This is a genomic window from Pseudoalteromonas sp. T1lg88, assembly GCF_002964765.1.
Lineage (GTDB): Bacteria > Pseudomonadota > Gammaproteobacteria > Enterobacterales > Alteromonadaceae > Pseudoalteromonas.
On record NZ_PQCF01000015.1, the window covers coordinates 1 to 19,548 of the forward strand.

Annotated in this window: 13 protein-coding genes and 1 pseudogene; 7 read left to right on the forward strand and 7 right to left on the reverse strand. The window is 50.1% G+C overall.

Annotated elements, in window-relative coordinates; genetic code table 11:
• Window positions 1-401: 401 nt before the first annotated feature.
• Both gppA and rhlB read right to left on the reverse strand, forming a co-directional pair.
• Window positions 402-1,894 (reverse strand): annotated as a pseudogene (gene gppA, locus C2M34_RS06295) (guanosine-5'-triphosphate,3'-diphosphate diphosphatase).
• A 77-nt stretch (window positions 1,895-1,971) separates the two neighbouring features.
• Complete coding sequence (rhlB, locus tag C2M34_RS06300; RefSeq protein ID WP_105199276.1) at window positions 1,972-3,243, reverse strand: ATP-dependent RNA helicase RhlB; 1,272 nt, start codon at window positions 3,241-3,243, stop codon at window positions 1,972-1,974.
• A gap of 91 nt (window positions 3,244-3,334) precedes the next feature.
• Here rhlB and trxA point away from each other — a divergent pair, with 91 nt between their 5' ends.
• Both trxA and rho read left to right on the forward strand, forming a co-directional pair.
• The gene (gene trxA, locus C2M34_RS06305) at window positions 3,335-3,661 is read left to right on the forward strand and encodes a thioredoxin TrxA (RefSeq protein WP_105189420.1); all 327 of its coding nucleotides are present in this window, start codon (window positions 3,335-3,337) and stop codon (window positions 3,659-3,661) included.
• Between the two features lie 176 nt (window positions 3,662-3,837).
• Window positions 3,838-5,097: a transcription termination factor Rho gene (gene rho / locus C2M34_RS06310; RefSeq protein ID WP_105199275.1), complete on the forward strand. Its 1,260-nt coding sequence runs from the start codon at window positions 3,838-3,840 to the stop codon at window positions 5,095-5,097.
• A 65-nt stretch (window positions 5,098-5,162) separates the two neighbouring features.
• Here rho and C2M34_RS06315 read toward each other — a convergent pair whose 3' ends face one another.
• Window positions 5,163-7,961: an ATP-binding protein gene (locus C2M34_RS06315; RefSeq protein WP_105258341.1), complete on the reverse strand. Its 2,799-nt coding sequence runs from the start codon at window positions 7,959-7,961 to the stop codon at window positions 5,163-5,165.
• Between the two features lie 464 nt (window positions 7,962-8,425).
• Between C2M34_RS06315 and C2M34_RS06320 the strand changes: the two genes are divergently transcribed.
• The gene (locus C2M34_RS06320) at window positions 8,426-10,495 is read left to right on the forward strand and encodes a TonB-dependent siderophore receptor (protein ID WP_105258342.1); all 2,070 of its coding nucleotides are present in this window, start codon (window positions 8,426-8,428) and stop codon (window positions 10,493-10,495) included.
• A 49-nt stretch (window positions 10,496-10,544) separates the two neighbouring features.
• Here C2M34_RS06320 and C2M34_RS06325 read toward each other — a convergent pair whose 3' ends face one another.
• Window positions 10,545-11,438 carry a DUF808 domain-containing protein gene (locus tag C2M34_RS06325; RefSeq protein WP_105258343.1) on the reverse strand — a complete coding sequence of 298 codons (894 nt, stop codon included), beginning with the start codon at window positions 11,436-11,438 and terminating at the stop codon, window positions 10,545-10,547.
• Between the two features lie 82 nt (window positions 11,439-11,520).
• On the opposite strand from C2M34_RS06325, the gene C2M34_RS06330 reads away from it, so the two are divergent.
• From C2M34_RS06330 to C2M34_RS06345, 4 genes are all read left to right on the forward strand, one after another.
• On the forward strand, window positions 11,521-11,826 hold the full coding sequence (locus C2M34_RS06330) for an MliC family protein (RefSeq protein ID WP_105258344.1): 306 nt from the start codon (window positions 11,521-11,523) through the stop codon (window positions 11,824-11,826).
• Window positions 11,827-11,885: 59 nt separating this feature from the next.
• Window positions 11,886-13,352 carry a 4-hydroxy-3-polyprenylbenzoate decarboxylase gene (gene ubiD / locus C2M34_RS06335; protein WP_105199270.1) on the forward strand — a complete coding sequence of 489 codons (1,467 nt, stop codon included), beginning with the start codon at window positions 11,886-11,888 and terminating at the stop codon, window positions 13,350-13,352.
• A 61-nt stretch (window positions 13,353-13,413) separates the two neighbouring features.
• A complete protein-coding gene (gene fre / locus C2M34_RS06340; RefSeq protein ID WP_105216206.1) occupies window positions 13,414-14,127 on the forward strand; it encodes an NAD(P)H-flavin reductase in 714 nt (237 codons plus the stop codon).
• A gap of 145 nt (window positions 14,128-14,272) precedes the next feature.
• Window positions 14,273-14,686: a CBS domain-containing protein gene (locus C2M34_RS06345; RefSeq protein ID WP_105258345.1), complete on the forward strand. Its 414-nt coding sequence runs from the start codon at window positions 14,273-14,275 to the stop codon at window positions 14,684-14,686.
• Here the strand turns inward: C2M34_RS06345 and add are convergent, their stop codons facing one another.
• The 3 genes from add to C2M34_RS06360 all read right to left on the reverse strand — a co-directional run bounded on the left by add (window position 14,687) and on the right by C2M34_RS06360 (window position 19,547).
• A complete protein-coding gene (gene add, locus C2M34_RS06350; RefSeq protein WP_105258346.1) occupies window positions 14,687-15,694 on the reverse strand; it encodes an adenosine deaminase in 1,008 nt (335 codons plus the stop codon).
• A gap of 63 nt (window positions 15,695-15,757) precedes the next feature.
• Window positions 15,758-18,418, reverse strand: coding sequence for an ATP-binding protein (locus tag C2M34_RS06355; protein WP_105258347.1), 2,661 nt, complete (start codon window positions 18,416-18,418; stop codon window positions 15,758-15,760).
• 10 nt (window positions 18,419-18,428) lie between these two features.
• On the reverse strand, window positions 18,429-19,547 hold the full coding sequence (locus tag C2M34_RS06360; protein WP_105258348.1) for a heme biosynthesis HemY N-terminal domain-containing protein: 1,119 nt from the start codon (window positions 19,545-19,547) through the stop codon (window positions 18,429-18,431).
• Window position 19,548: the final 1 nt, after the last annotated feature.

Sequence of the window (19,548 nt, forward strand, 5' to 3'; positions counted from 1 at the left end):
TCATCTAGCGAACTAGAATCTGCTGTTAGAACTCAATCTGTACGAGTGCCCACACAGATGATTGCTTCATATTTTTAAAGAACGTTGCGACTCGTTGTCGCTGCGGCTTTCACCGCGTTAGGGCTGCGCATTCTACGCTTTCCTAATTTATTGTCAACACTTAATTTTGAGAAAGTTTTCATTTTTCAAAACTGAAGTTTTATTTGACTCTCTGAGCCGCTAGCGCCTCGCTATGCGTTGCTGCCTGCCGTCTCAGTGGGGTCGCATTATAGGGAGATTCGATTTCGACGCAAGCCCTTTTTTAAAGAAAATTGCGAAAAACAGATCGTTTGCAGTTAAATTGAGCACAACGGCTCAAAAACATACAAAAAGCCACCCAATGGTGGCTTTTTGGCGGGGTTTTAATTGCTGATGGTTAGTTTCCAACCAGCCTTGCGCTGGTACAGTGACTCTTGCTGCAGCTCACTTAACATCAAGGGATGGGCATCTAACCATTGTTTATCTATATATAGTGTCAGCGCATTATTATGTTCTTTAATTACCAGCTCAGGTAAAACATCATTTTTGCGACGCATTGACAATATTACCGCCAACCTTAATAAACGCACTAACTGAGTGGCCAGCTGTTCGTGAGCACCGAGTGATTCAAAATCACCGGCCAGCACATCACCTTATGGAAGCGCACCAGTTTGGCTACCAGAGCATGCTGCTGCTTGGTAAACCCGGGCATATCGGTATTGGTAATAATATAAGCGCCATGCTTAGGGTATTGCTTATATTCGATTAGCAGACCAACTTCATGCACCATGGCCGCTGCGGTCAATAACCCATGATCCGCCTCACTAAGTTGCCAAGGCTGACTTAATTGCGCCAATAATAGCTTGGCAATGCAGGCAACCCGCTCGCCTTGCCTGCTATCCAAATGGTAGCGGGTAATAAAACTGTCTATGGTGCGCTGGCGAATATCCTGACGCTGCAGTTGTGGCACCATGCTATAGAGCACGCCTTCACGCAATGCACCACCGGCTAGTCCCATGGCGCTCACCTGCAAACTCTCAAAGATGGCAATAAGAATGGCAAGTCCAGAAACAAAAACCAAACGGCGCTCTTCACTTAATCCAGGCAGTTGCAGCTGTTCGATAGAGGCGTATTGAGTAGTTAATTGACGGATATCAAGTAACTTATCCAGTGTCAGGGTTTCGTCTTGGCGCTGGGCAACCATGATCTCCTGGATTGCCTGAACCGTGCCAGAGGCGCCCGCAGCATAGTCCCATCCGGTTGCGCGGTATAAGGCAATAATGGGTTGCAGGATTTGTTTCGCCGCCTTGATGGCATTGTCATAATTGCTGTCGCTGAGCAAACCATCTTTAAAGTAATGCTCTAGGTAGGTAACGCAGCCCATATGCAAGCTGGTGTAGTGAATGGCTTGTTGGCCTTCGCCTATGACTATTTCGGTACTGGCGCCACCTATATCAATTACCAATTGCTTACCGGAACAAGCCGACGTATGCGCCACACCTTGGTAGATGGTCTTTGCTTCTACTTCACCGCTGATAACATTAATTGGATGACCAAGAATTTGCTCAGCGCGCTCTTTGAATACATCGGCATTCGTCGCCAGTCTGAGTGTGGCCGTGGCTACGATGCGAACTTGTGACGCAGGAATATCCTGCAGTCGTTCGGCAAATAGGGCTAAACATTCCCAGCCACGCTCCATTGCTTCCTGACTTAATTGCATACTGCCATCGAGGCCCGCAGCCAAACGCACCTTGCGTTTTACCCGGCCCATGGTTTGTAACGAGCCTGCCACTGTTTTGGCAATCAACATATGAAAGCTATTGGAGCCAAGATCGATTACCGCATATAAATCATCTTGGAGAGAAGAATTTACCACGTACTTACCTCTAAAAAAGCTTGGCTCCGGGGGGCCAAGCTTGCACGTCGTTTGGGACGTGTTGTCATGCTAGTAGGCTAACGTCCTTGCCCATGGCGGCGACGACCTTGCCCATGTCCTTGGTTTTTACCCCGTGAACGCCCTTGCGGCCCACGGCGTTTAATTGTTTTCGGTGCCGTAATATCATCCAACAGCGCCGTTTTGTCGTAATGAGACACAGGGATATTGTGCTCAATATAGTCTTCGATCTCTTGCAGATTATAAGCGTATTGCTCACAGGCAAAGCTGATAGCGTGGCCCGATGCCCCAGCACGACCGGTACGACCGATACGGTGTACATAGTCTTCGCAATCGTCCGGTAGGTCATAGTTGAATACATGACTTACTTCAGGAATGTGTAGACCACGAGCAGCAACATCGGTTGCAACTAGTACATCTAAACTTCCCTTTGCAAATTGTGCCAAGGTTGACTGACGTTTCTTCTGATTCACATCGCCGGTCAATAAGCCAACACGATGCCCATCTGCTTGTAACCAAGCGTAAAGTTCTTCACACACATGTTTTGTGTTGGCGAACACTATGGCTTTTTCCGGCCATTCTTCCTCGATCAAGGTAAGTAGCAGTTTCATTTTGTCATTTTGCGACGGATGAAACAGCTCTTCTGCAATGCGCTTACCGGTTTTAACATCCGGCTCGATCTGCACATGCTCTGGATTGGTCATGTGCTCAAACGCTAATTCTTGAACGCGATAAGACAAGGTGGCCGAAAATAACAGGTTAAGACGTTCGGTCGCTTCGGGCATGCGGCGGAACATATAACGGATATCTTTGATAAAGCCGAGATCGAACATGCGATCCGCTTCATCCAGTACCACAACCTCGATGTCGTTAAGGGTATAACAGCCTTGTTTATACAGGTCGATCAAACGGCCCGTGGTACCAATTAAAATATCGACACCTTTTTCTAGCTGCGCCCGTTGTTTTTCGTAATCTTCGCCACCATATAATAAACCTAGTTTAAGATTACAGTGCGGTGCCAAGATTTTTGCATCTTTGTGGATCTGAATCGCAAGCTCCCGTGTGGGGGCCATGATCAGGGCTCTTGGTTGCTGACCCGATGGCTTTTGACTCTGCAATAAGTGATGGCAGGTGGCGGTAAGAAACGCCAGTGTTTTACCTGTGCCAGTTTGTGCTTGGCCCGCAATGTCGCGGCCAGCCTCAACATAAGGCATACACTTCGCCTGAATAGGCGTGCAGTATTCAAAGCCACTTGCTTGCAATCCGGCAACCACCTCCGGAGCTAAAGCAAAGTCTGCAAATTTTTTATCGGTTAAATGTGTCTTATTCATAGCGATAAAGCATAACGCTTAAACTTGCAATAAGAAACAAGAGTGTTTAAATACGCACTAAATAAATTCGCCAAATTTAACGGAGAACGTGATGAGCGATAAAATTATCCAATTAACTGACGACAGCTTTGAGGCTGACGTAATGCAATCAGACAAACCTGTACTAGTCGACTTTTGGGCTGAGTGGTGCGGACCTTGTAAAATGATTGCCCCTATCCTTGACGATGTAGCTGGCGAGTTTGAAGGCCGTGTGACTATCGGTAAATTGAATATCGACCAAAACGCTGGCACTCCGCCTAAGTTTGGTATCCGCGGTATTCCAACCTTACTACTGTTCAAAGACGGTCAGGTTGCTGCTACTAAGGTAGGTGCCCTTTCTAAAGCTCAGCTAGTTGAGTTCTTAGAAAACAACATCTAAGCACAGATTATAAAAAAAGGGCGCTCGCCCTTTTTTTATATGACATTTTGTATAAAGACTGGACGATAAGCCACTGAGCTGCTAGTTTATAACCCCAACAATTCCAAGTTTATCCAACAACCTCACTCGAAGTACTTCCATTTCGAGACGATAAATAGTTTAAAGAACCCACCAATATGCATTTACGCGAACTGAAAGACAAGTCGATCAACGAACTTGTAAAACTAGCCGAGTCTATGGGCCTAGAGAATGTAGCCCGCCTAAGAAAACAAGACATTATCTTTGCCATCCTGAAAGCGCACGCGAAAAGCGGCGAAAACATTTTCGGTGGCGGTGTATTAGAAATCCTGCAAGACGGTTTTGGTTTCCTACGTAGCTCAGAAGCTTCGTACCTTGCTGGTCCAGACGATATTTATGTATCTCCAAGCCAAATTCGTCGCTTCAGTTTGCGCACGGGCGACAGCATTGCCGGCCTTATTCGCCCACCAAAAGATGGTGAACGTTACTTCGCGCTACTAAAAGTAAACGAAGTTAACTTTGATAAGCCGGAAAACTCACGCACCAAGATTTTATTTGAGAACTTAACGCCATTGCACGCCAATGAGCGTTTACGCATGGAACGTGGTAACGGCAGCACCGAAGATATTACCGCTCGTGTTCTTGACCTTGCAGCACCAATAGGTAAAGGCCAGCGTGGCCTTTTGGTTGCACCGCCTAAGGCCGGTAAAACCATGTTGCTACAAAATATCGCCCAGTCTATCAGCTACAACCACCCTGATTGTGAGCTCATGGTATTGCTTATCGATGAGCGTCCGGAAGAAGTAACGGAAATGCAGCGCCTAGTTAAGGGCGAAGTAATTGCATCGACTTTCGATGAGCCGGCAAGCCGTCACGTACAGGTCGCGGAAATGGTGATCGAGAAGGCAAAACGCCTGGTTGAGCACAAGAAAGACGTGGTTATCCTGCTTGATTCAATCACTCGTCTGGCGCGTGCCTACAACACAGTTATTCCATCATCGGGCAAGGTACTTACCGGTGGTGTTGACGCCAACGCCCTGCACAAGCCAAAGCGCTTCTTTGGTGCGGCACGTAACGTTGAGGAAGGCGGCAGCCTGACCATTATCGCCACCGCGCTTATCGATACCGGTTCGAAAATGGATGAAGTAATCTACGAAGAGTTTAAAGGTACGGGTAACATGGAATTGCACCTGAACCGTAAAATTGCCGAGAAACGCGTATTCCCGGCGATTGACTTCAACCGCTCAGGTACTCGTCGTGAAGAATTACTGACTAAACCGGATGAGCTACAGAAGATGTGGATCCTGCGTAAGATAGTTCACGATATGTCGGAAATCGATGCCATGGAATTCCTTATCGATAAGCTGGCCATGTGTAAGACCAATGACGAGTTTTTTGACTCAATGAAGCGTAAGTAAGCTGTACTGGGTTAAACAAAAGCCACTGTTATCACAGTGGCTTTTTTGTGCCTGCTGTTTAGGGGCTAATGCCCTGACTCTGTTTCATGCATCGCCAGATCGCTTAACAGCTCACTGACGTGTTCACCGTCCTGGAATTTGGCGGCGCGCTCAATATCACTAAGTAATTGCGCTAAGTCGGCATCGGCAAACATCTTTGCTGCGCCTGCCAGGCGATGGGCAATTTTTGCCACGGCGGCGATATCATCACGCTGCTGCGCCGCTTTCAGCAAGGCAATTTCCGCAGGCAAGGTTTGTGCAAAGCTATGGCGCAGGTCGCTCATATCCACCTCACGGTAACCTTCTTTTTGCTCACTGACACTTAGGTAGCGCTCTAACACGGCACAAAACTGTGCCTTATCTATGGGCTTGGCCAGATGACCGGCAAATCCCACTTGCTTATACTGCGCGATTTCATGGGTCATGGCATTGGCGGTCAAGGCGATAATGGGATTACTATAACCACATTGATGCAACAGCGACAGCGCCCCTAAGCCATCGAGTATCGGCATCTGAATATCCATTAAGACTAGGTCCGGATTATGTTTTAATGCCAACTCCACCGCCTGTTCACCATTTTCGGCGCTGTAAACCGTCACTCCAAGATTCTGCAATAAGCGCTCAATCAGGCGACGGTTATCCGGGTGATCCTCCGCCAATACCACAGTGCCACTAAAGCTGGAGGCATAACAAGGTGGCGGCTGCGCTTGCAGCTGACTCGTTAATTGACTGTACTGACAGGGCAGCTTAAAGCAAAAACAGCTGCCGCATCCCAGGGTGCTGGTTACGGTAATTTGCCCCCCCATGATGCATGCCAATTGCTGCGACAGGCTCAAGCCCAAACCTGTGCCGCCAAAGCGACGACTAATGGAGTTGTCGCCCTGACTAAAGGTGGTAAAAATAGCTTCCAGTTTATCCTCAGCAATGCCAATCCCAGTATCTTCAACACAAAATACCAGGTTCTTATCCTGAGCGCTGATCTTAAGAGTTACCTGACCTTGCTCGGTAAATTTAATGGCATTGGAGCACAGGTTAACCAACACCTGCTTAACACGAATATAGTCCAGTTCGGCACCGCTGTTTGCCGGCAGTTGGTTGTCGATGTAAAAGTCGATACCCTGCTGCAGGGCACTGGGTGCAAACATGGCCTTGATATCGGCGAGCAGAGAATCCAGGCTCACCAAAGCAATATTAAGCTCGAGTTTATTGGCTTCGATTTTACTTAAATCCAGTACATCATTGATCAGCTCACCCAGATGCTTGCTGTTGTTATAAATAACCTGCAACTCCTTGGCGACATCGGCATCACGCACCTCACCATGAACAATGGCCTCGGCCTGACCCATAATGGAAGTCAGCGGCGTTCTAATCTCATGGCTTATATTCGCCAGAAACTGGCTTTTAATTTCATTGGCTGAACTAAGCTGTTGCGCCAGAGCCTCAAGCTCCTGAGTGCGCAAGCGTACCTTCTCTTCCAAGATAGCATTGGCCCGACGCTCGGCTCCGCGGCGATACAGCAGTACGCCGATAATCAAGGTTAGTAACAATAACCCCGAGACCAACCAGGTAAACTGATTACGTTGGCGCGCCGCGATTCGCTCAAACTCCTGCTGACGCTGCAGCGATTCCACTTGGCGCTGTAACTGGCTAGTGTTGTATTTGGCATAGAAGTCATTAAGACGACTAGCCATGATCTGACTGACGGCCAGATCGCGTTCACGCTCATATTTTTCAAACAACACCAAAGCCTTTTGATTATCCCCCTGCGCCGCTGCCAGCAATAGCTCAATCAAATAGGTGTCTATAGGCGCGTCGTCACTGCTATTTTGTTGCGATAACGAATAGGCCTGCTCCAAGGCTGCTTCGGCACGCTCGTAGTCACCCTTGCCATACAACACCTTGGCGGTGATCTCTTGTATGGTAATGAGTCCGGGGAAATAGTCGATCACCTCAAGCTGCGCCTTCGCCTCTTCCAAGGTAGCCAGGGAATCATCAAAACGGCCTTGAAAGAAATATAAATCGGCCAAATTCATCCTAGTGTTATGCAAGCTTAAGGGATCATTGGTCTTGGCTATGTTCGCCAACGCCAACTGATATTGCTCGGCGGCGGCGTCGAGCTGCCCTAGGTTGCGATAAATAACCCCGAGATTAGACTGCATCTGTTCCAGACCCGCGATGTCTCCCAGGCGCGCAAAGGCATCGCCCACTGTGGCATACATTTTCAGCGCGGCATCAAAGCGATCGGCGCTGATATAAGCGCCGGCAATATTATGAATAATATCGACCCTATCCTGCTCCGAGCCGTGCTCGTCATACAAGGCTTTGGCGCTGCCAAAATAATCGATGGCCTGCTCCAGGCGCTCTGCACGCATCAAGGCTAAACCGATATTATTGTACAAATGAGCCTGCAGCAGCGGCTCATTGGCTTGCTCAAGTATCTGTAAGGCTCTGGAGTAATCCTCAACGGCACTGAGGTAATGACCACGATAATAATTGGCTATCCCCTGCTTTTTAGCATAATCAGCACGGCGTATCGGCGGCTCCAGATCGGCGGATAACTGCTCCGCCCGCAAAAAGTAACGAGTCGCTTTTTGATAATCACCGCTGGCAAAATATTGCTCGGCAACAAACCGAGTCAGGGCCAGCTTTTCTTTATCCGTTAGGGGGTCGTTTAAACTTGCTACCGCGCGGTCGAGTTGTTGCTCTTTGGGCTCGAGCAGGATTTGCTCCAGCGCCGTGCTGGCACCGTAACAGGGAGAGAGAGACAAAGCAGCACAGAAAAACAGGCTTAGTGTTTTATAAAAGCTGACCTTCCTTTGCAACATTACTTTCTTCCACTTTGTCGTTGCGTTAGAGCATAACTACTACACCCTAGGCTCTTGATTACTCGAGACATAAACAGCGTCACTTTAGGTTCGCTTTGCTATCACCAGATGCCAGTACCACATCATATCCTTATTAGCCGGGCGTTTATTGTGACAGCCTCAACTGATTGCTATTGTTTGCTATTTATTCATATCCGGCGGGTATATTCAACTTTATTACGACTAGCAATCCGTCTCTTCCGCATTAAACAGCCCGACAAAAGCCGCGATTTTGACCTGACAAGCATAGCCGCTTTATAAGTAAAGTCATTGGTTTACTTCAACTAAATACAGAAATAGCAGGCTCTTCAATGGGCAATTTAAGCCATAACCCTAATATAAGAAACAACACTTGCAATTGATAATCATTTGCAATAGCATGCGCATTCAAAATAACTCACAGCAACTCTTTAGGATCTTACGCAATGACGCGCCACCCTCTTTCTCTCATTATTTTCAGTGTCTTATCAGCACCCAGCCTGGCGGCAACCAAGATGGAAACCATTGAAGTGGTCGGTAGTTATTTCAATGATTACAAGGTCGATAGCGCCTCTGGCGCCATGCGTACCGACGCTTCGCTACTGGAAACCGCCCAATCGGTTACCGTGATCCCAGAAACCATAGTCAATGAGCAACTGGCCACTACTCTGGGTGAAGTGCTAAACAATGATGCCAGCCTGACCTCGGGCTCGAACCAGCGCAACCGGGAAACCTTTAATATGCGCGGCTTTAGCCTAAGCTCAGCGACCGGTTATCTGCGCGATGGCCACCAGCACTGGTCACATTACCAACAGCCCATTGAGATCCTAGAGCGTGTTGAAGTGATCAAAGGCCCGGCGAGCATTTTGTATGGCCAGTCCGGCCCTGGCGGTCTGGTTAACATGGTCACCAAAAAGCCTACCGCGAATCGCTTTGTTAATGTCAGTGCCGATGTCGATCAACATGGTTCGACACGTTTTATGCTCGACGCCAGCTCGGCACTCAATGATGATGAAACACTGCGCGGACGCGGTATTGTGGTTAAGCAAGATGTGAACTTCTGGCGTGACTATGCCAACGGCGATGAGCGTGAGCGCGATCGTTTCCTCGGCGCCTTAGTCCTTGATTACGACCTCAGCGACGACACCCTGATCCGCGTTCACTATGATCGCACCGACGATAAAACCGGTCTCGACACCGGTGCCTGGCTAGATTCGCAAGGCAAGGTCATCGGCGATGACAAAACCATTTACGATTTCTCCTGGGCCTTCACCGATATCGTGGTAGAAAACTTAGGCCTGGATGTGCGCACCTATCTCAACGATTACTGGCAACTGAGACTGGGTTATAACGAACAAACCTTTGAGCGCCAGCGCTTTGAGTCGGCGCCACGTAAACCCAGTGACTACCAAGTCGGTGACAGCTATAACTCACGCCCCTATGATCGTTTTGACGATTGGCAATTTACCACCGCCTATATCGACTTTATTGGTGACTTCCAGCTAGCGGGCATGCAACATCAGCTACTGATCGGCGCCAACAGCCTAGACTATTACTATGGCCAGCTGCGCACCAGCGCCGACGCCATAGATTATATCCCCGGCCAAAGCGAGCCAAGCCGCCCGGATATCAGTTATACAAGCGATACCAGCCTTTCGAGTGACGAGTATGACTACTATGGCATCTATATTCAGGATTTGATCACCTTTAATCCGCAGTGGCAACTGTCGCTAGGCGGTCGCTATGACAAACAGAATAAAGAAGGGGCAAATAACGAATCTGTCTTGCCTAAGGTCGGTGTGCTGTATCACCCGAACGACAATGCTACCCTGTATGTCAGCTATTCTGAGGGTTTTGAGCCACAGAGCTCAGAGCGCCTGATCAACGAAAGTGATAAAAATCACAATATGAAACTCGACGCCGTCACCTCAGAGCAAATGGAGATAGGCGCCAAATGGCAACTGTTCGATGAGCGCCTGCTGCTTACCGGTGCACTCTTTGATATTAGTAAAAAAGGCACCCTGGTCAGCGAGTTGGTCGATCACCCGGATTACGACACCATCACCACACAGGTAGGTGAGCAGCGCCATAAGGGTATTGAATTAGCCGCCCAAGGCGCCGTAAGCGATCGTTTCTTTGTTATGGCCTCAAGCATGTATCTGGATGCCAACTATGAACGTGACGAAGACTTGGAAGGGAAAACCCCGGCAGATGCACCGAAATGGTCGGCCTCATTATGGTCACGCTATGAAGTCACCGAGGCCTTAGCGCTTAATGCCGGACTCTTCTATACCGGCAAACGCTTTGCAGACAGCGATAACCAGATAGAAAAAGACGCCTATACCCGAGTCGACGTCGGTGCGACTTATGCCATCAAGCTTGCCGGCAATGACGTCGATCTGCGTTTAAATATCGAAAACCTTTTCGACACCGAGTACCTGGCTGGCGGTGGCACCAATAACGTGACCATAGGTGAAGGCACCAACTTCCGCCTCGCCGCTCAGTTTAGCTTCTAACTAGCCTGAAAAAGCCCGGCATTTGCCGGGCTGACTTCTTTAGGATTTATCACTTTTTCAGCTGCTTGAATAAATGCAGGGCGATTACGACCACAAATCCAGCCAGTAACCCAACCAGGCCATTGGCGCCGTTAACGACCAAGGCCTCAACCACCCCACCGTATTGACCGGCCACCTCACCCCAGTGACCAATAAGATGATGCAACGGCGCGATACCATGCACCAATATGCCGCCACCCACTAGAAACATGGCTATAGTCCCCAATACCGCCAGCGCCTTCATCAACCAGGGTGCTAAGGTCAGCAAAAATCGTCCCATTGCACGACTGATGGCGCTTTTAGCAGCAACGCCGCGCTGCAACAGATATAAACCAGCATCATCCAGTTTCACTATACCGGCCACTAAACCGTAGACACCCACAGTCATCACCACGGCTATTATCGACAGCACAGACACCTGATGGATAAAACTGGCGGTAGCAACCGTGCCAAGGGAGATCACGATAATTTCCGCGGAAAGAATAAAGTCGGTGCGTATCGCCCCCTTAATTTTTTCCTTTTCTGCTTCCGGAGTCAGCGGCTCAGCCAGGGCCGGATGCTCCGGCTGTTCTTCCTTGCCGTGAGCCAGCTTTTCCGCGCCCTCAAAACACAGGAATAAACCACCTAGCATCAACAAGGGTGTGATCAGCCAGGGAATAAAGGCGCTAATAAGCAGCGCCGCCGGCACCAGGATAGCTTTATTCAGCATGGAGCCTTTAGCCACGGCCCAGACCACGGGTAACTCCCTATCGGCGTTCACCCCGGAAACCTGCTGCGCATTAAGGGCCAGGTCGTCCCCCAGCACCCCGGCGGTTTTTTTGGTCGCCACCTTACTCATGGTAGCAATGTCGTCCAACAGAGCGGTGATGTCATCAAGAAGAGTCAATAAGCTTGCGCCAGCCATGGGCATTCCTTTAGCAGTGTTAAATGTGCCTTGTTAAGCTAATACGCTACACTGACGTTGTCCACAATTGCGGAGAAAAACAATGACTAAGGGACTGTTTTTGGCAATACCCGCAGCTCTGATACTCAGCGCCTGCAATGAACTGCCCAAAACCCAGGAAGGCAATGCGGCCATAAACTACCGCTGTGATTCGGGAGCCATATTCAGTGTTCGCTTTGACGCCGAGCGCGCTATTCTGACTTTGAGCCAGGCTACTCACACCCTGATTGGCGAGCGTGCCGCCTCCGGCGCAAAATACAGCAATGAGGAACTCACCTTTTGGGGCAAGGGTGATAACAGCATACTGATGCTCAACGACGAAACCTGGCAGTGCCAGCGCAGTGATTGATCGCTTTTGCGTCGCCATCAAGTATAATGCGGCAAACACCCGAGGCTTACAGAGGCGTAATGAAATACAAAGACTTAAGAGACTTTATCGCGTTGCTTGAAAAGCGCGGCGAGCTCAAGCGGATCAGCCAGCCCATTAGTACCCATTTGGAAATGACCGAAATTGCCGATCGCACCTTACGTGCCAAGGGCCCGGCCTTACTATTTGAGAACCCGGTCGGCTATGATATCCCGGTGCTTGCAAATCTCTTCGGTACGCCAGAGCGCGTGGCTTTGGGCATGGGTCAGGAGAATGTCGAAGCGTTGCGCGAAGTAGGTCAGTTACTCGCCTTTTTAAAAGAGCCCGAGCCACCTAAAGGCATTAAGGAAGCGCTGGGACAGATCCCGGTATTTAAACAAGTCCTCAATATGCCCGCCAAGGAAGTGAAAAAAGCCCCCTGTCAGCAGGTAGTGCTCAGCGGCGATGAGGTCGACCTGACCAAACTGCCCATTCAACATTGTTGGCCCGGCGATGCAGCCCCGCTTATTACCTGGGGTCTGACGGTTACTAAAGGGCCCTATAAAAAGCGCCAGAATCTGGGCATTTACCGCCAGCAACTACTTGGTAAAAACAAGATCATTATGCGCTGGTTATCGCACCGTGGTGGTGCCTTAGACTTTCAAGAATGGTGTAAGGAAAACCCGGGTGAGCCCTATCCGGTTTCCGTTGCCCTAGGTGCCGATCCAGCCACCATTTTAGGTGCGGTTACGCCCGTGCCGGATACCTTAAGCGAATATGCCTTTGCCGGTTTGTTGCGTGGCAGCAAAACCGAAGTGGTGAAATCCATATCCAATGATCTACAGGTGCCCGCCAGTGCGGAAATCGTGCTTGAGGGTTATATAGCTCAAGATGAGCTGGCGCCAGAAGGCCCGTATGGCGACCACACCGGCTATTACAATGAAGTGGATGATTTTCCGGTGATGACGGTGACCCATATTACCCATCGCGAAAACCCTATTTATCACAGCACCTATACCGGCCGCCCACCCGATGAGCCGGCCATTCTAGGCGTGGCTCTGAACGAAGTATTTGTGCCTATTTTGCAAAAGCAGTTCCCGGAAATCGTTGACTTCTACTTGCCGCCGGAAGGCTGTTCGTATCGCATGGCGGTGGTAACCATGAAGAAGCAATATCCTGGCCATGCAAAACGGGTGATGATGGGCGTGTGGTCCTTCCTGCGCCAGTTTATGTACACCAAGTTTGTGATCGTCTGTGATGATGACGTTAATGCCCGCGACTGGAATGACGTGATCTGGGCCATAACCACACGTATGGACCCGGCACGCGATACCACCTTGGTAGAAAATACCCCTATCGACTACCTGGATTTTGCCTCGCCGGTTTCCGGCCTGGGCTCCAAAATGGGTATGGACGCAACCAACAAATGGCCCGGTGAAACCGACCGCGAATGGGGCGAGCCCATAGTGATGGATGAAGCCACCAAGCAAAGAGTCGATGAAATATGGGACTCCCTGGGCATAGACTAAGTGCCTGTTAATTGGCCTTCTATGGTAGGCTAGCAGTTAAGAGTTAGAAGCAAGGTAAAACATGCAAACATTACAAGCGAACGTGCAAAGTATTTCGCCACTCACAGAATTCGTTTACAAGGTTATTTTGACGCCCAACGAAGCGGCTCAATTTGAAGCGGGTCATTATTGCCAACTGGTACTAGGAGAAAAGGACAAGCGCGCATTTTCAATCGCCAGCCGCCCCAGCCAGCAGCATGAAATCGAATTGCATATTGGCGCCTCGGGTGCAGACTCCTACGCCATGCAGGCGCTTGAGCACCTGAAAGAGCATCTTGCCAATGGCACTCAGGCAACGCTCGAAGTGGGCCTGGGTGTATCTCAGCTACGTCTTGATTGCGACCGTCCACTGGTTCTTTTGGCGGGAGGCACCGGCTTCTCCTATGTTAAGTCGATGGCCGACCATTTGGCCGAAGTTGGCTGCGATCGCCCGGTATTTTTCTACTGGGGTGTAAAGCATGAAGATGCCCTTTACGCCAAAGAAGAAATGGAAGCCTGGGCAGCCAGTAACTCGCATTTCACCTTTATCCCGGTGGTCGAGCAACCACAGGGGCAGTGGCATGGCCACACCGGCTTAGTACATCAGGCGGTGATGAAAGACATAGTGTCGTTAGAACCCTACACAATTTATATGGCCGGACGTTTCGACATGATAGGTGCGGTACGCGATGACTTTATCGAGCACGGTGCCCTGCGCGAGCATATGTATGCGGATGCCTTTGCCTTTATCAAATAAGGTTGAGCAGAGTTTAGCTTAGTTAATTGAAAAGAGGCCCAGGCCTCTTTTCTGTTTTTCAGAACACATCAATAGTTTTAATTCATTTTACCTATCAATTAACCAACCCTAGACTACTCCTATCAACCACGATAGGAGTGCGACCATGTTAAATATCAAAGTCTCAGATATTATTAAGCGAACCTTTTTATCCATCAGCCCAGATCTTGAGCTCACCGCAGCGATTGATTTACTGCTTAAACATCAGGTGATTGGTGCTCCGGTGATCGATGATTCGGGAAAGTTATTGGGTTATTTATCGGAGCAAGACTGCTTGGCGCCGCTGACCACCAACAGCTACTTTTGTGATGGCCGTATCCAGGTGCGTGAGGTGATGAGCCAGGATGTGCTTACCTGCCAACTCGACGACTCTTTACTTGATTTAGCCGCGCGCATGCGCCGTCACAATCTACCCAAGCGTTATCCAGTTATTGACCAAGGGAAAGTTATTGGCATGGCCGAGCGCTCGCAGGTGTTACAAGCGCTCTCACAAAGTTACCGCAGCTGCAGCGCTGCCTGATTATGCTTCGCGAGCGGCCGCTTTTGCTTTTAAAGCGGCTTTATCGCCATCGCTTAAGTAAGCGATTTCTAACGCATTGGCCTGAGCCAGCTCGATATCTTCCTTGCTCAAGCCAGCTTGATAAGCCGCATGTTGATATTCGTTGTCAAGCTCTATGCCCTGCACCGCCGGATCATCGGTATTAATCGATGCCAAGATGCCGTGCTCAAGGAAGCGCTTGAGTGGATGGGTGTGAATATCGGCAACCGTACTGGTAAGCACATTGCTGGTCAGGCAAGACTCAATACCAATGCGGTTATCACGCAGGTAATCCATTAATTTAGGATCCTGGATAGCATTGACGCCGTGACCGATACGATCGGCTCCCAAGCCTTCTATGGCCTGCCAGATGCTGCTCGAATCCTGCGCCTCACCGGCATGCACTGTGGCACGCAGGTCGGCCTTATGCACCTGTTTAAAGTGGTCTACAAACAAGTCGCCGGGAAAGCCCAGCTCATCACCGGCTAAATCAACCGCCACCATCTGTTCTTTAAAGGCCAAAATGGCCTCCAGCTCTTGCTGACATTTTTGTTGTCCGAAGGTACGCGACATAATGCCAATCAGGTTTACCTTGATGTCGTGCTCACGCACGGCGCTATGAATACCATCGACCACGGCTTCAACCACGCCTTGTGGATGCAGGTTATGACTCATCGCCATGTAGTAGGGACTAAAGCGCAGCTCAGTGTAGTCTATGCCTTGGGCCACGGCATCCTCGACATTTTCTATGGCAATGCGACGACAGGCGTCGTAATCCCCTAACACCTTTACACCCCAGTCGAGCTTTTCTAAAAAAGCCATCAGGTCAGGGGCTATCTCAACGACCTGTACATGCGGACGCAAGGATTCAAGATCGTCACCTGGGAGCTGTATATTGAACTGTCGGCCCAACTCGAGAATGGTAGTGGCGCGCACATTGCCGTCTAAATGGCGATGCAGGTCGAGTAAAGGTAGTTGGCGATTGATCATCATGACCCCCAAGTGTGTAGATAAAATTGCGCGCATCATACGCATATGCACAATAAATTCAAGTTAGTACGAACGAGTGCCCGCTCGTCGTGCCAGCTGCCTGGCGATACTGCTAAAGAGCGTATTGGCCTCGATAGGCTTAACCACATAGTCGTCCATGCCGCATTGCTGCGCCAGCTTTACATCCCGCTCCTGAGCATTGGCGGACAGGCCGATAATGGGTAGGTCACTGAGCAGCAGCTCATTGCGGATCTCCCGGGTGGCCGTCAGACCGTCCATGTTCGGCATCTGTATATCCATCAGCACTAGGTCATAATGTTTACGGCCCACCATGGCTACCGCCTCAACCCCATCATTGGCGATATCTGGCTGGGCGCCCTTACCCTCAAGCATGGCTTTAGCGACCTGCTGATTAAGAGGATTATCTTCCACCAGCAAGATGACTACATCCGTTAAGTCTATCTGGATCTCCTCACCGCGCTGCGGCGGCATATCCTGACGCATTGGCAAACTGGATTGCTTGGGCAGATAAACGCGAAAGCAGGAACCCTGACCTTCTTCGCTTTCCAGCTCGATGCGCCCGCCCATCAAGCTCACCAGCTTTTGGCAGATACTCAGGCCCAGCCCAGTGCCGCCAAAGCGTCGTGAGGTCGAGCCATCGGCCTGTGAGAAGGGCTTAAATAATTGCTTTTGAATCTCTTTGCGCATGCCTATGCCGGTGTCGCTGACGCTAAAACAGAGCTCGTCTTGAGCATCGGCTACCTTTAAGCGAATGGCACCCTGCTGAGTAAACTTCACCGCGTTATTTAAAAGATTAAGCAGCACCTGCTTTAAGCGGATCATATCGGCATAAAAGACAGGCGCCACATCGGCGTCAATTTCATAATCGACCAGCAGGCTTTTATGACTGGACTCTACCTCGACCAATTGCTGTAATTCGGCACACAGCTCATCTATGACTATGGGCTCCTGATGTAAGTCCAGTTTTCCCGCTTCCATCTTAGAAAAGTCGAGCAGATCATTAAGTACCCGCAGCAAGACACTCAAGGCATTATCCGCCTGCGCTACATACTGCTTGCCCTTGTGCCAATCCTCTTGCTGCATGGCAAGATAATGCAAACCCTTAATGCCGTTGATCGGTGTACGTATCTCATGGCCCATATTGGCCAAAAACTGTGATTTAGCACTGTTGGCCGTGTCGGCCTTGACCTTTTCTTCGCGCAACACCTTGGTTTGCTTGGCGACCTGATCACGTACGCGAATATTGCTGCCGGTGATGGCGATTAAAAAGGTGGTCAACAGCCAAACGAACAACATGCCCACCACTTGGGCATACCAGTAGCCGGACCATAAGGGGCGCCCGCCCTGACGATAAATATTCAAACGCCACTGCCTTGATACGGTTGCCATATCCTGGCTCATGATCAGCTCATCATGCTCGGCCAGCGGTAAAATAGCCTGATGCGGCTCGGCGCTGATATCCAGCACTTCCACATCGATACCATCGAACGCCAGTTTAGCCAGTGCCGATTGTTTTAACAGCGGCAGGCTTATCACCGCAGCCACATAACCAATTAGCTGAGCGTTGGCATCCGGCACCTCAGCCATCACCAAAAAACCCAAAGCGCCCTCGGGACTGCTTTCAAGTGCAAATGCCGGGGTTACAAATAATGAACCTGGGTGCGCTAAAAGATCAGGAAAATAACGCTCCGCACTAATATCCAGACCGAACACGCTTTTCAGACGCGGTGAAAACTGACCGTAAAATACGGGGAAATGATCCGGCCCAGCTTGGCGCTCAAAGCGCGAAAAAATCTGGTATTGCGCTATTCCCTCGGACCTTGCTTGCTGCTCAAAAGCTGCCACATCTTGTGGTGGCACCTTGGGCATCCACACCAAGGCATTGATCTCCGGGTTATAAGCCATTTGCTTACGGGTAAAGTCATCAAACTCGCGCCGTGACACATTATGGCTATGGGCCATAAAGGACGCCAAAATCTGAGTATTGGCGCCCAATCGAGTGAACACAGTCTCCAGTTGCTCGACTATCACCTGAGCCTGAGAATTATAATAGCGCTGATTTTGCTCCTTCTTGGCATTGGCCGCCAAATAGAAGGTAACGCTTATTACTGCATAGATGATCAGTGAGGGCACCACCACCTGAAGACGATGACGCACCACTTCGAAGTTAAAACCGGCAAGTAACAAGGGGGTAAAAATCATCACCCCGATACTGTCGCCTATCCACCAGGTGATAAAGTTTTCCCAGCGCCCGGATGCCGGGATCACACCATTGGCAATAGACAACTCGGTACCGACCGCAGCGGCAATAATACAGACCAAGGGGCCGCCGACCAGGATACTGACCATGCTGCTTTTTAAATCGGATAGATCAAGAGGAGCGCGCAACACCCGAGTAATGAGCCAGTAGCCTAAAAAAGCCTGAAAGGTCGACGCTAATGTGACTAAGGCGGCCTGACTGGCCACCTGCCAGTGGAGGATCCCCTCGATATTCTCAAGATGCAGTGTATTGGTCAGGAGGGCGCCAATAATGATCCCCAGAAGGGCACGGCGTCCGGCGATCAACAATGCCGCCAGGGCGATGCCAGAAGGTGGCCAGGAGGCCACGGCATAGCCCTCAACAGACAAGAGGGTATTACTTAAAAATCCGGTAATAAAGTAACCAAGGGCAACAACTAGGCTTAGGTTGAATAGGTTCTTCATTACCTCCTCGCTAGTGCTGACTGTGGTCGAGAACGAGTAAGGCTTTCTCCGCTTGCCCTGTGGCACGATAGCTTTGCATGGCCCGCTGTGGGTGCGGCAGGCGTTGTTGTTGCGCCAGGACCTTGTCGAAAATTCGCGCGGCCAGCTCATGTTCACCTTGGCTTTGTGCCAGATAAGCCAGACATACCAGCATTTCTGGTTCGTCGGGCTGCTTTTTCAGCTCGGCCTGCAGGGCTTTTTGTACTTCTTCTACCTGGCCATATTCAATCTCGCTGAGCACAGACAAGAGCTGCGAATATTCATTACGCTTAAGCAGCTTTTTCAGCTCTTCTTGTACCGCGGCAATTTCTCCGGTGCGCACCATGGCACGCAAATAATGGGTGTGGCCACCGCTACGTACCGCTTTAGGCAGATCGCCATTGCGCTTTTGCAAGCTGGTCACCGAGTCGCTATCGAAATATGCGCGCAGGGCCCAATCCCACTCATTTTCATCAAAGCTTTGCGCCTTGATTAAACGCGGGGCTAGCTGGGCAAATTCACTGAACTTATGCAGCTTTAACAGCACATTGGCGTAAAGTTTTAACTGATGCGCCGTGGCTTTTTTACTGGCACATTGGCTACGTAGTGTGGCCAGCACCTCGGCTTCGCTGTGCGCCGCCAGCCAGAGATTGACCGGCTCGCTGCGATTCTTATCCGACAACTCATCCAAAAGATTCAGGGCAAAGTCCCGCTCCCCTTGTTGCAAACGCGCTTTAGCCTGCATGGCCAAAGAGAAGTCACGCCATTTTTCGTCAACACTGCCCTTGCTGAGGGTGTGCTGCAGTTGCTGCATATCGTCGTTGATCAATGCCCATAACGCCTGCTCCAGCACCGCCTGTTTACGCTCTTTGCTGCGAGCAAAGAAGCCATGGCGCACATTGCGATAGCTGTTGATCACATAACGCAACAGACAAAACAGCAGGTAACCACCAAACAGGGTTAACAGGGTTAGGATCACAAAACTGACTATGCTGCCTTCAACCGTCCATTGACCAAAGGCAATCAACACATAGCCCTTTTCGTCAATCAGCCAAGGGGCCACCGCAGCCACCAGGGCGATAAGGCCGAAAATTATAAGCAGTCTCACCATA

What these genes read in the sequence shown, in the direction of transcription:
- trxA (WP_105189420.1), top strand. Translation starts at nt 3,335, where the DNA reads ATGAGCGATAAAATTATCCAATTAACTGACGACAGCTTTGAGGCTGAC.
- C2M34_RS06325 (WP_105258343.1), bottom strand. Translation starts at nt 11,438, where the DNA reads ATGGCTGGCGCAAGCTTATTGACTCTTCTTGATGACATCACCGCTCTG.
- C2M34_RS06355 (WP_105258347.1), bottom strand. Translation starts at nt 18,418, where the DNA reads ATGAAGAACCTATTCAACCTAAGCCTAGTTGTTGCCCTTGGTTACTTT.
- C2M34_RS06345 (WP_105258345.1), top strand. Translation starts at nt 14,273, where the DNA reads ATGTTAAATATCAAAGTCTCAGATATTATTAAGCGAACCTTTTTATCC.
- C2M34_RS06360 (WP_105258348.1), bottom strand. Translation starts at nt 19,547, where the DNA reads ATGGTGAGACTGCTTATAATTTTCGGCCTTATCGCCCTGGTGGCTGCG.
- C2M34_RS06315 (WP_105258341.1), bottom strand. Translation starts at nt 7,961, where the DNA reads ATGTTGCAAAGGAAGGTCAGCTTTTATAAAACACTAAGCCTGTTTTTC.
- add (WP_105258346.1), bottom strand. Translation starts at nt 15,694, where the DNA reads ATGATCAATCGCCAACTACCTTTACTCGACCTGCATCGCCATTTAGAC.
- C2M34_RS06330 (WP_105258344.1), top strand. Translation starts at nt 11,521, where the DNA reads ATGACTAAGGGACTGTTTTTGGCAATACCCGCAGCTCTGATACTCAGC.
- rho (WP_105199275.1), top strand. Translation starts at nt 3,838, where the DNA reads ATGCATTTACGCGAACTGAAAGACAAGTCGATCAACGAACTTGTAAAA.
- C2M34_RS06320 (WP_105258342.1), top strand. Translation starts at nt 8,426, where the DNA reads ATGACGCGCCACCCTCTTTCTCTCATTATTTTCAGTGTCTTATCAGCA.
- ubiD (WP_105199270.1), top strand. Translation starts at nt 11,886, where the DNA reads ATGAAATACAAAGACTTAAGAGACTTTATCGCGTTGCTTGAAAAGCGC.
- fre (WP_105216206.1), top strand. Translation starts at nt 13,414, where the DNA reads ATGCAAACATTACAAGCGAACGTGCAAAGTATTTCGCCACTCACAGAA.
- rhlB (WP_105199276.1), bottom strand. Translation starts at nt 3,243, where the DNA reads ATGAATAAGACACATTTAACCGATAAAAAATTTGCAGACTTTGCTTTA.